We start from the raw sequence: 11,174 nt of genomic DNA, 5'->3' as shown, positions 1-11,174 counted from the left end.
GAAAATAAGTCATTAGTGAAAATATCAGTCTGCTAAAAATCGGCGCTAAGAACCATCATTGGCTGTTAAAACATTATTAAAAATGTCAATGGGTTGTTTTTGTTGTGTAAATGTCATTTATTAAAACAGTATCTGTTTTTAGACTGAAATATCATAAACTTGCAAAGGCATCATTTGCCAAGTAAATAAATATGCTGTGCGCGAACATGCGCAATATGTGATCTGAAGCACGCTTTATCACCAGTGTTTACGCGTTATTTACAGTTTTTCATGATCGAACAGGGTTAGCAGAAAAGTCGCAATTGTATGCACTGGAAAAATATTTAAACATTTATTCACCTTTTGGCTACTTATTGTTTGAAATCACGGGGGCGCACCGTATAATTTGACCGCTTTTTGATGCTTGACTCTAAGCCTTAAAGAAAGTTTTATACGACACGCGGCATACCTCGAAGGGAGCAGGAGTGAAAAACGTGATGTCTGTGTCGCTCGTGAGTCGAAACGTTGCTCGGAAGCTTCTGCTCGTTCAGTTACTGGTGGTGATAGCAAGTGGATTGCTGTTCAGCCTCAAAGACCCCTTCTGGGGCGTCTCTGCAATAAGCGGGGGCCTGGCAGTCTTTCTGCCTAACGTTTTGTTTATGATATTTGCCTGGCGTCACCAGGCGCATACACCAGCGAAAGGCCGGGTGGCCTGGACATTCGCATTTGGCGAAGCTTTCAAAGTTCTGGCGATGTTGGTGTTACTGGTGGTGGCGTTGGCGGTTTTAAAGGCGGTATTCTTGCCGCTGATCGTTACGTGGGTTTTGGTGCTGGTGGTTCAGATACTGGCACCGGCTGTAATTAACAACAAAGGGTAAAAGGCATCATGGCTTCAGAAAATATGACGCCGCAGGATTACATAGGACACCACCTGAATAACCTTCAGCTGGACCTGCGTACATTCTCGCTGGTGGATCCACAAAACCCCCCAGCCACCTTCTGGACAATCAATATTGACTCCATGTTCTTCTCGGTGGTGCTGGGTCTGTTGTTCCTGGTTTTATTCCGTAGCGTAGCCAAAAAGGCGACCAGCGGTGTGCCAGGTAAGTTTCAGACCGCGATTGAGCTGGTGATCGGCTTTGTTAATGGTAGCGTGAAAGACATGTACCATGGCAAAAGCAAGCTGATTGCTCCGCTGGCCCTGACGATCTTCGTCTGGGTATTCCTGATGAACCTGATGGATTTACTGCCTATCGACCTGCTGCCGTACATTGCTGAACATGTACTGGGTCTGCCTGCACTGCGTGTGGTTCCGTCTGCGGACGTGAACGTAACGCTGTCTATGGCATTGGGCGTATTTATCCTGATTCTGTTCTACAGCATCAAAATGAAAGGCATCGGCGGCTTCACGAAAGAGTTGACGCTGCAGCCGTTCAATCACTGGGCGTTCATTCCTGTCAACTTAATCCTTGAAGGGGTAAGCCTGCTGTCCAAACCAGTTTCACTTGGTTTGCGACTGTTCGGTAACATGTATGCCGGTGAGCTGATTTTCATTCTGATTGCTGGTCTGTTGCCGTGGTGGTCACAGTGGATCCTGAATGTGCCGTGGGCCATTTTCCACATCCTGATCATTACGCTGCAAGCCTTCATCTTCATGGTTCTGACGATCGTCTATCTGTCGATGGCGTCTGAAGAACATTAATTTACCAACACTACTACGTTTTAACTGAAACAAACTGGAGACTGTCATGGAAAACCTGAATATGGATCTGCTGTACATGGCTGCCGCTGTGATGATGGGTCTGGCGGCAATCGGTGCTGCGATCGGTATCGGCATCCTCGGGGGTAAATTCCTGGAAGGCGCAGCGCGTCAACCTGATCTGATTCCTCTGCTGCGTACTCAGTTCTTTATCGTTATGGGTCTGGTGGATGCTATCCCGATGATCGCTGTAGGTCTGGGTCTGTACGTGATGTTCGCTGTCGCGTAGTAAGCGTTGCTTTTATTTAAAGAGCAATATCAGAACGTTAACTAAATAGAGGCATTGTGCTGTGAATCTTAACGCAACAATCCTCGGCCAGGCCATCGCGTTTGTCCTGTTCGTTCTGTTCTGCATGAAGTACGTATGGCCGCCATTAATGGCAGCCATCGAAAAACGTCAAAAAGAAATTGCTGACGGCCTTGCTTCCGCAGAACGAGCACATAAGGACCTTGACCTTGCAAAGGCCAGCGCGACCGACCAGCTGAAAAAAGCGAAAGCGGAAGCCCAGGTAATCATCGAGCAGGCGAACAAACGCCGCTCGCAGATTCTGGACGAAGCGAAAGCTGAGGCAGAACAGGAACGTACTAAAATCGTGGCCCAGGCGCAGGCAGAAATTGAAGCCGAGCGTAAACGTGCCCGTGAAGAGCTGCGTAAGCAAGTTGCTATCCTGGCTGTTGCTGGCGCCGAGAAGATCATCGAACGTTCCGTGGATGAAGCTGCTAACAGCGACATCGTGGATAAACTTGTCGCTGAACTGTAAGGAGGGAGGGGCTGATGTCTGAATTTATTACGGTAGCTCGCCCCTACGCCAAAGCAGCTTTTGACTTTGCCGTCGAACACCAAAGTGTAGAACGCTGGCAGGACATGCTGGCGTTTGCCGCCGAGGTAACCAAAAACGAACAAATGGCAGAGCTTCTCTCTGGCGCGCTTGCGCCAGAAACGCTCGCCGAGTCGTTTATCGCAGTTTGTGGTGAGCAACTGGACGAAAACGGTCAGAACCTGATTCGGGTAATGGCTGAAAATGGTCGTCTTAACGCGCTCCCGGATGTTCTGGAGCAGTTTATTCACCTTCGTGCCGTGAGTGAGGCTACCGCTGAGGTAGACGTCATTTCCGCTGCCGCACTGAGTGAACAACAGCTCGCGAAAATTTCTGCTGCGATGGAAAAACGTCTGTCACGCAAAGTTAAGCTGAATTGCAAAATCGATAAGTCTGTAATGGCAGGCGTTATCATCCGAGCGGGTGATATGGTCATTGATGGCAGCGTACGCGGTCGTCTTGAGCGCCTTGCAGACGTCTTGCAGTCTTAAGGGGACTGGAGCATGCAACTGAATTCCACCGAAATCAGCGAACTGATCAAGCAGCGCATTGCTCAGTTCAATGTTGTGAGTGAAGCTCACAACGAAGGTACTATTGTTTCTGTAAGTGACGGTGTTATCCGCATTCACGGCCTGGCCGATTGTATGCAGGGTGAAATGATCTCCCTGCCGGGTAACCGTTACGCTATCGCACTGAACCTCGAGCGCGACTCTGTAGGTGCGGTTGTTATGGGTCCGTACGCTGACCTTGCCGAAGGCATGAAAGTTAAGTGTACTGGCCGTATCCTGGAAGTTCCGGTTGGCCGTGGCCTGCTGGGCCGTGTGGTTAACACTCTGGGTGCACCAATCGACGGTAAAGGTCCGCTGGATCACGACGGCTTCTCTGCTGTAGAAGCAATCGCTCCGGGCGTTATCGAACGTCAGTCCGTAGATCAGCCGGTACAGACCGGTTATAAAGCCGTTGACTCCATGATCCCAATCGGTCGTGGTCAGCGTGAATTGATCATCGGTGACCGTCAGACAGGTAAAACCGCACTGGCTATCGATGCCATCATCAACCAGCGCGATTCCGGTATCAAATGTATCTATGTCGCTATCGGCCAGAAAGCGTCCACCATTTCTAACGTGGTACGTAAACTGGAAGAGCACGGCGCACTGGCTAACACCATCGTTGTGGTAGCAACCGCGTCTGAATCCGCTGCACTGCAATACCTGGCACCGTATGCCGGTTGCGCAATGGGCGAATACTTCCGTGACCGCGGTGAAGATGCGCTGATCATTTACGATGACCTGTCTAAACAGGCTGTTGCTTACCGTCAGATCTCCCTGCTGCTCCGTCGTCCGCCAGGACGTGAAGCATTCCCGGGCGACGTTTTCTACCTCCACTCTCGTCTGCTGGAGCGTGCTGCACGTGTTAACGCCGAATACGTTGAAGCCTTCACCAAAGGTGAAGTGAAAGGGAAAACCGGTTCTCTGACCGCACTGCCGATTATCGAAACTCAGGCGGGTGACGTTTCTGCGTTCGTTCCGACCAACGTAATCTCCATTACCGATGGTCAGATCTTCCTGGAAACCAACCTGTTCAACGCCGGTATTCGTCCTGCGGTTAACCCGGGTATTTCCGTATCCCGTGTTGGTGGTGCAGCACAGACCAAGATCATGAAAAAACTGTCCGGTGGTATCCGTACCGCTCTGGCACAGTATCGTGAACTGGCAGCGTTCTCTCAGTTTGCATCCGACCTTGACGATGCAACACGTAAGCAGCTTGACCACGGTCAGAAAGTGACCGAACTGCTGAAACAGAAACAGTATGCGCCGATGTCCGTTGCGCAGCAGTCTCTGGTTCTGTTCGCAGCAGAACGTGGTTACCTGGCGGATGTTGAACTGTCGAAAATTGGCAGCTTCGAAGCCGCTCTGCTGGCTTACGTCGACCGTGATCACGCTCCGTTGATGCAAGAGATCAACCAGACCGGTGGCTACAACGACGAAATCGAAGGCAAGCTGAAAGGCATCCTCGATTCCTTCAAAGCAACCCAATCCTGGTAACGTCTGGCGGCTTGCCTTAGGGCAGGCCGCAAGGCATTGAGGAGAAGCTCATGGCCGGCGCAAAAGAGATACGTAGTAAGATCGCAAGCGTCCAGAACACGCAAAAGATCACTAAAGCGATGGAGATGGTCGCCGCTTCCAAAATGCGTAAATCGCAGGATCGCATGGCGGCCAGCCGTCCTTATGCAGAAACCATGCGCAAAGTGATTGGTCACCTTGCACACGGTAATCTGGAATATAAGCACCCTTACCTGGAAGACCGCGACGTTAAACGCGTGGGCTACCTGGTGGTGTCGACCGACCGTGGTTTGTGCGGTGGTTTGAACATTAACCTGTTCAAAAAACTGCTGGCGGAAATGAAGACCTGGACCGACAAAGGCGTTCAATGCGACCTCGCAATGATCGGCTCGAAAGGCGTGTCGTTCTTCAACTCCGTGGGCGGCAATGTTGTTGCCCAGGTCACCGGCATGGGGGATAACCCTTCCCTGTCCGAACTGATCGGTCCGGTAAAAGTGATGTTGCAGGCCTACGACGAAGGCCGTCTGGACAAGCTTTACATTGTCAGCAACAAATTTATTAACACCATGTCTCAGGTTCCGACCATCAGCCAGCTGCTGCCGTTACCGGCATCAGATGATGATGATCTGAAACATAAATCCTGGGATTACCTGTACGAACCCGATCCGAAGGCGTTGCTGGATACCCTGCTGCGTCGTTATGTCGAATCTCAGGTTTATCAGGGCGTGGTTGAAAACCTGGCCAGCGAGCAGGCCGCCCGTATGGTGGCGATGAAAGCCGCGACCGACAATGGCGGCAGCCTGATTAAAGAGCTGCAGTTGGTATACAACAAAGCTCGTCAGGCCAGCATTACTCAGGAACTCACCGAGATCGTCTCGGGGGCCGCCGCGGTTTAAACAGGTTATTTCGTAGAGGATTTAAGATGGCTACTGGAAAGATTGTCCAGGTAATCGGCGCCGTAGTTGACGTCGAATTCCCTCAGGATGCCGTACCGCGCGTGTACGATGCTCTTGAGGTGCAAAATGGTAATGAGCGTCTGGTGCTGGAAGTTCAGCAGCAGCTCGGCGGCGGTATCGTGCGTACCATCGCAATGGGTTCCTCCGACGGTCTGCGTCGCGGTCTGGATGTAAAAGACCTCGAACACCCGATCGAAGTCCCGGTAGGTAAAGCGACTCTGGGCCGTATCATGAACGTACTGGGTGAACCGGTCGACATGAAAGGCGAGATCGGTGAAGAAGAGCGTTGGGCGATTCACCGCGCAGCACCTTCCTACGAAGAGCTGTCAAACTCTCAGGAACTGCTGGAAACCGGTATCAAAGTTATCGACCTGATGTGTCCGTTCGCTAAGGGCGGTAAAGTTGGTCTGTTCGGTGGTGCGGGTGTAGGTAAAACCGTAAACATGATGGAGCTCATTCGTAACATCGCGATCGAGCACTCCGGTTACTCTGTGTTTGCGGGCGTAGGTGAACGTACTCGTGAGGGTAACGACTTCTACCACGAAATGACCGACTCCAACGTTATCGACAAAGTATCCCTGGTGTATGGCCAGATGAACGAGCCGCCGGGAAACCGTCTGCGCGTTGCTCTGACCGGTCTGACCATGGCTGAGAAATTCCGTGACGAAGGTCGTGACGTTCTGCTGTTCGTTGACAACATCTATCGTTACACCCTGGCAGGTACGGAAGTATCCGCACTGCTGGGCCGTATGCCTTCAGCGGTAGGTTATCAGCCGACCCTGGCGGAAGAGATGGGCGTTCTGCAGGAACGTATCACCTCCACCAAAACTGGTTCTATCACCTCCGTACAGGCAGTATACGTACCTGCGGATGACTTGACTGACCCGTCTCCGGCAACCACCTTTGCGCACCTTGACGCAACCGTGGTACTGAGCCGTCAGATCGCGTCTCTGGGTATCTACCCGGCCGTTGACCCGCTGGACTCCACCAGCCGTCAGCTGGACCCGCTGGTGGTTGGTCAGGAACACTACGACACCGCGCGTGGCGTTCAGTCCATCCTGCAACGTTATCAGGAACTGAAAGACATCATCGCCATCCTGGGTATGGATGAACTGTCTGAAGAAGACAAACTGGTGGTAGCGCGTGCTCGTAAGATCCAGCGCTTCCTGTCCCAGCCGTTCTTCGTGGCAGAAGTATTCACCGGTTCTCCGGGTAAATACGTCTCCCTGAAAGACACCATCCGTGGCTTTAAAGGCATCATGGAAGGCGAATACGATCACCTGCCGGAGCAGGCGTTCTACATGGTCGGTTCCATCGAAGAAGCTGTGGAAAAAGCCAAAAAACTTTAACGCCTTAATCGGAGGGTGATATGGCAATGACTTACCACCTGGACGTCGTCAGCGCAGAGCAACAAATGTTCTCTGGTCTGGTCGAGAAAATCCAGGTAACGGGTAGCGAAGGTGAACTGGGGATCTACCCTGGCCACGCACCGCTGCTCACCGCCATTAAGCCTGGTATGATTCGCATCGTGAAACAGCACGGTCACGAAGAGTTTATCTATCTGTCTGGCGGCATTCTTGAAGTGCAGCCTGGCAACGTGACCGTTCTGGCCGACACCGCAATTCGCGGCCAGGATCTCGACGAAGCGCGAGCCATGGAAGCGAAACGTAAGGCTGAAGAGCACATTAGCAGCTCTCACGGCGACGTAGATTACGCTCAGGCGTCTGCGGAACTGGCCAAAGCGATCGCGCAGCTGCGCGTTATCGAGTTGACCAAAAAAGCGATGTAACACCGGCTTGAAAAGCACAAAAGCCAGTCTGGAAACAGGCTGGCTTTTTTTTACGCGTGATCCGTCCTGAAGAGCGTTCACATAGATCCTGCTGATATAAAACACCCCTGTTTTCCCGTTTATTCATTGATCGAAATAAGAGCAAAAACATCCACCTGACGCTTAAATGAAGGTACTGCCTTAATTTTCTGCAGACAAAAGGCGTGACGATGGTCGAAAATGGCACTTTCGTCAGCGGGGATAATCCGTTATTGAACAATTTATCCTCTGTCCATTTCACGATGAAAAAAATGTAGTTTTTTCAAGGTGAAGCGGTTTAAATTCGTTCTCAAATTACAGTCAGGACGCGTATGTTGAATAATGCTATGAGCGTAGTGATCCTTGCCGCAGGCAAAGGCACGCGCATGTATTCCGATCTTCCGAAAGTGCTGCATACCCTTGCCGGGAAAGCGATGGTTCAGCATGTCATTGATGCTGCGAATGAATTAGGCGCAGCGCACGTTCACCTGGTGTACGGTCACGGCGGCGATCTGCTTAAACAGGCGCTGAAAGACGACAACCTTAACTGGGTGCTTCAGGCAGAGCAGCTGGGTACGGGTCATGCAATGCAGCAGGCCGCACCTTTCTTTGCCGATGATGAAGACATTTTAATGCTCTACGGCGACGTGCCGCTGATCTCTGTCGAAACACTCCAGCGCCTGCGTGATGCTAAACCGCAGGGTGGCATTGGTCTGCTGACGGTGAAACTGGATGATCCGACCGGTTATGGACGTATCACCCGTGAAAATGGCAAAGTTACCGGCATTGTTGAGCACAAAGATGCCACCGACGAGCAGCGTCAGATTCAGGAGATCAACACCGGCATTCTGATCGCTAACGGCGCAGATATGAAACGCTGGCTGGCGAAGCTGACCAACAATAATGCTCAGGGCGAATACTACATCACCGACATTATTGCGCTGGCGTATCAGGAAGGGCGTGAAATCGTCGCCGTTCATCCGCAACGTTTAAGCGAAGTAGAAGGTGTGAATAACCGCCTGCAACTCTCCCGTCTGGAGCGCGTTTACCAGTCCGAACAGGCTGAAAAACTGCTGTTAGCAGGCGTTATGCTGCGCGATCCGGCGCGTTTTGATCTGCGCGGTACGCTTACTCACGGGCGCGATGTTGAAATTGATACTAACGTTATCATCGAGGGCAACGTGACTCTCGGTCATCGCGTGAAAATCGGCACCGGTTGCGTGATTAAAAACAGCGTGATTGGCGATGATTGCGAAATCAGTCCGTATACCGTTGTGGAAGACGCGAATCTGGCAGCGGCCTGTACTATTGGCCCGTTTGCCCGTCTGCGTCCTGGTGCTGAGTTGCTGGAAGGTGCACACGTCGGTAACTTTGTTGAGATGAAAAAAGCGCGTCTGGGTAAAGGCTCGAAAGCTGGTCATCTGACTTACCTGGGCGATGCGGAAATTGGCGATAACGTTAACATCGGCGCGGGAACCATTACCTGCAACTACGATGGTGCGAATAAATTTAAGACCATTATCGGCGACGATGTGTTTGTCGGTTCCGACACTCAGCTGGTGGCCCCGGTAACAGTAGGCAAAGGCGCGACCATTGCTGCGGGTACAACTGTGACGCGTAATGTCGGCGAAAATGCATTAGCTATCAGCCGTGTGCCGCAGACTCAGAAAGAAGGCTGGCGTCGTCCGGTAAAGAAAAAGTGATTCTGGCCGGGTAATCCGGTCACATGGGATGAGGAGATAACATAATCTCCCTCCCACAAGCAGTAACTATAAAAATAACCCCACTCTCTACAAGGCTCGGGGCGCCCGAAAAAACGGGCATACAGGTTGACCGACAACGATATAAATCGGAATCAAAAACTATGTGTGGAATTGTTGGCGCGATCGCGCAACGTGATGTAGCAGAAATCCTTCTTGAAGGTTTACGTCGTCTGGAATACCGCGGATATGACTCTGCCGGTCTGGCCGTTGTTGATGCGGAAGGTCATATGACCCGCCTGCGTCGCCTCGGTAAAGTCCAGATGCTGGCTCAGGCAGCGGAAGAACATCCTCTGCATGGCGGTACGGGTATTGCTCATACTCGCTGGGCGACCCACGGTGAACCTTCAGAAGTGAATGCGCATCCGCATGTTTCTGAACACATTGTGGTGGTGCATAACGGCATCATCGAAAACCATGAACCGCTGCGCGAAGAGTTAAAAGCGCGTGGCTATACCTTCGTTTCTGAAACAGACACCGAAGTAATTGCCCATCTGGTGAACTGGGAGCTGAAACAGGGCGGTACTCTGCGTGAGGCTGTTCTGCGTGCTATCCCGCAACTGCGTGGTGCGTACGGTACAGTGATCATGGACTCCCGTCACCCGGATACCCTGCTGGCGGCACGTTCTGGTAGTCCGCTGGTGATTGGTCTGGGTATGGGCGAAAACTTTATCGCTTCTGACCAGCTGGCGCTGTTGCCGGTGACCCGTCGCTTTATCTTCCTTGAAGAGGGCGATATTGCGGAAATTACTCGCCGTTCGGTAAACATCTTCGATAAAACTGGCGCGGAAGTAAAACGTCAGGATATCGAATCCAATCTGCAATATGACGCGGGCGATAAAGGTATTTACCGTCACTACATGCAGAAAGAGATCTACGAACAGCCGAACGCGATCAAAAACACCCTTACCGGGCGCATCAGCCACGGTCAGGTTGATTTAAGCGAGCTGGGACCGAACGCCGACGAACTGCTGTCGAAGGTTGAGCATATTCAGATCCTCGCCTGTGGTACTTCTTATAACTCCGGTATGGTTTCCCGTTACTGGTTTGAATCGCTGGCAGGTATTCCGTGCGACGTCGAAATCGCCTCTGAATTCCGCTATCGCAAATCTGCCGTGCGTCGTAACAGCCTGATGATCACCTTGTCACAGTCTGGCGAAACCGCGGATACCCTGGCGGGCCTGCGTCTGTCGAAAGAGCTGGGTTACCTTGGTTCGCTGGCAATCTGTAACGTTCCGGGTTCTTCTCTGGTGCGCGAATCCGATCTGGCGCTGATGACCAACGCGGGTACGGAAATCGGCGTGGCATCCACTAAAGCATTCACCACTCAGTTAACTGTGCTGTTGATGCTGGTGGCGAAGCTGTCTCGCCTGAAAGGTCTGGATGCCTCCATTGAACATGACATTGTGCATGGTCTGCAGGCGCTGCCGAGCCGTATTGAGCAGATGCTGTCTCAGGACAAACGCATTGAAGCTCTGGCAGAAGATTTCTCTGACAAACATCACGCGCTGTTCCTGGGCCGTGGCGATCAGTACCCAATCGCGCTGGAAGGCGCATTGAAGCTGAAAGAGATCTCTTACATTCACGCTGAAGCCTACGCTGCAGGCGAGCTGAAACACGGCCCGCTGGCGCTGATTGACGCGGATATGCCGGTTATCGTCGTTGCACCGAACAACGAACTGTTGGAAAAACTGAAATCCAACATTGAAGAAGTTCGCGCGCGTGGCGGTCAGTTGTATGTCTTCGCCGATCAGGATGCGGGTTTTGTAAGTAGCGATAACATGCACATCATCGAGATGCCGCATGTGGAAGAGGTGATTGCACCGATCTTCTACACCGTTCCGCTGCAGCTGCTGGCTTACCATGTCGCGCTGATCAAAGGCACCGACGTTGACCAGCCGCGTAACCTGGCAAAATCGGTTACGGTTGAGTAATCACTATCATAGATAAAAAAGGGCTGCCGACCGGTGGCCCTTTTTTATAACTGACATCAATAAATTCATCTATCTTTCTATATAAATATATTCTGAAT

General features: G+C 51.8%; 11 protein-coding genes. All 11 read left to right on the top strand.

All coding sequences use genetic code 11. The features are described 5' to 3' along the window. Positions 1-476 precede the first annotated feature (476 nt). The 11 genes from atpI (at position 477) to glmS (ending at position 11,076) form a co-directional block, all read left to right on the top strand. The gene (atpI, locus tag E0D98_RS17345) at positions 477-857 is read left to right on the top strand and encodes a F0F1 ATP synthase subunit I (protein WP_000116695.1); all 381 of its coding nucleotides are present in this window, start codon (positions 477-479) and stop codon (positions 855-857) included. An 8-nt stretch (positions 858-865) separates the two neighbouring features. Further along, positions 866-1,681: a F0F1 ATP synthase subunit A gene (atpB, locus tag E0D98_RS17340; protein ID WP_000135625.1), complete on the top strand. Its 816-nt coding sequence runs from the start codon at positions 866-868 to the stop codon at positions 1,679-1,681. 46 nt (positions 1,682-1,727) lie between these two features. Continuing rightward, a complete protein-coding gene (gene atpE / locus E0D98_RS17335; RefSeq protein WP_000429386.1) occupies positions 1,728-1,967 on the top strand; it encodes a F0F1 ATP synthase subunit C in 240 nt (79 codons plus the stop codon). 61 nt (positions 1,968-2,028) lie between these two features. Next, positions 2,029-2,499, top strand: a complete 471-nt coding sequence (gene atpF, locus E0D98_RS17330; RefSeq protein WP_001052219.1) for a F0F1 ATP synthase subunit B — start codon at positions 2,029-2,031, stop codon at positions 2,497-2,499. 14 nt (positions 2,500-2,513) lie between these two features. Further along, the gene (gene atpH / locus E0D98_RS17325) at positions 2,514-3,047 is read left to right on the top strand and encodes a F0F1 ATP synthase subunit delta (protein ID WP_001288587.1); all 534 of its coding nucleotides are present in this window, start codon (positions 2,514-2,516) and stop codon (positions 3,045-3,047) included. 12 nt (positions 3,048-3,059) lie between these two features. Next, entirely contained in the window at positions 3,060-4,601 is a 1,542-nt protein-coding gene (gene atpA, locus E0D98_RS17320) for a F0F1 ATP synthase subunit alpha (protein ID WP_001176745.1), read from the top strand. A 50-nt stretch (positions 4,602-4,651) separates the two neighbouring features. Next, positions 4,652-5,515 carry a F0F1 ATP synthase subunit gamma gene (atpG, locus tag E0D98_RS17315; RefSeq protein WP_000896498.1) on the top strand — a complete coding sequence of 288 codons (864 nt, stop codon included), beginning with the start codon at positions 4,652-4,654 and terminating at the stop codon, positions 5,513-5,515. A 26-nt stretch (positions 5,516-5,541) separates the two neighbouring features. After that, on the top strand, positions 5,542-6,924 hold the full coding sequence (gene atpD / locus E0D98_RS17310) for a F0F1 ATP synthase subunit beta (RefSeq protein ID WP_000190506.1): 1,383 nt from the start codon (positions 5,542-5,544) through the stop codon (positions 6,922-6,924). A 20-nt stretch (positions 6,925-6,944) separates the two neighbouring features. Beyond that, positions 6,945-7,364 (top strand): F0F1 ATP synthase subunit epsilon, encoded by a 420-nt coding sequence (locus tag E0D98_RS17305; protein ID WP_001251965.1) that lies wholly within the window; start codon positions 6,945-6,947, stop codon positions 7,362-7,364. 350 nt (positions 7,365-7,714) lie between these two features. Continuing rightward, positions 7,715-9,085, top strand: a complete 1,371-nt coding sequence (gene glmU / locus E0D98_RS17295; RefSeq protein WP_000933736.1) for a bifunctional UDP-N-acetylglucosamine diphosphorylase/glucosamine-1-phosphate N-acetyltransferase GlmU — start codon at positions 7,715-7,717, stop codon at positions 9,083-9,085. A gap of 161 nt (positions 9,086-9,246) precedes the next feature. Beyond that, positions 9,247-11,076 (top strand): glutamine--fructose-6-phosphate transaminase (isomerizing), encoded by a 1,830-nt coding sequence (gene glmS / locus E0D98_RS17290; protein ID WP_000334099.1) that lies wholly within the window; start codon positions 9,247-9,249, stop codon positions 11,074-11,076. The last annotated feature ends 98 nt before the right edge of the window (positions 11,077-11,174 follow it).

This window comes from Escherichia sp. KCJ4928, from assembly GCF_004352695.1.
Lineage (GTDB): Bacteria > Pseudomonadota > Gammaproteobacteria > Enterobacterales > Enterobacteriaceae > ECMA0423.
This window is presented reverse-complemented; position numbering and strand designations above follow the sequence as displayed.

Excerpts from the sequence above, each read along its gene's own strand:
- atpI (WP_000116695.1), top strand. The coding sequence starts at position 477 with ATGTCTGTGTCGCTCGTGAGTCGAAACGTTGCTCGGAAGCTTCTGCTC.
- glmS (WP_000334099.1), top strand. The coding sequence starts at position 9,247 with ATGTGTGGAATTGTTGGCGCGATCGCGCAACGTGATGTAGCAGAAATC.
- atpH (WP_001288587.1), top strand. The coding sequence starts at position 2,514 with ATGTCTGAATTTATTACGGTAGCTCGCCCCTACGCCAAAGCAGCTTTT.
- atpE (WP_000429386.1), top strand. The coding sequence starts at position 1,728 with ATGGAAAACCTGAATATGGATCTGCTGTACATGGCTGCCGCTGTGATG.
- atpA (WP_001176745.1), top strand. The coding sequence starts at position 3,060 with ATGCAACTGAATTCCACCGAAATCAGCGAACTGATCAAGCAGCGCATT.
- E0D98_RS17305 (WP_001251965.1), top strand. The coding sequence starts at position 6,945 with ATGGCAATGACTTACCACCTGGACGTCGTCAGCGCAGAGCAACAAATG.
- glmU (WP_000933736.1), top strand. The coding sequence starts at position 7,715 with ATGTTGAATAATGCTATGAGCGTAGTGATCCTTGCCGCAGGCAAAGGC.
- atpG (WP_000896498.1), top strand. The coding sequence starts at position 4,652 with ATGGCCGGCGCAAAAGAGATACGTAGTAAGATCGCAAGCGTCCAGAAC.
- atpD (WP_000190506.1), top strand. The coding sequence starts at position 5,542 with ATGGCTACTGGAAAGATTGTCCAGGTAATCGGCGCCGTAGTTGACGTC.
- atpB (WP_000135625.1), top strand. The coding sequence starts at position 866 with ATGGCTTCAGAAAATATGACGCCGCAGGATTACATAGGACACCACCTG.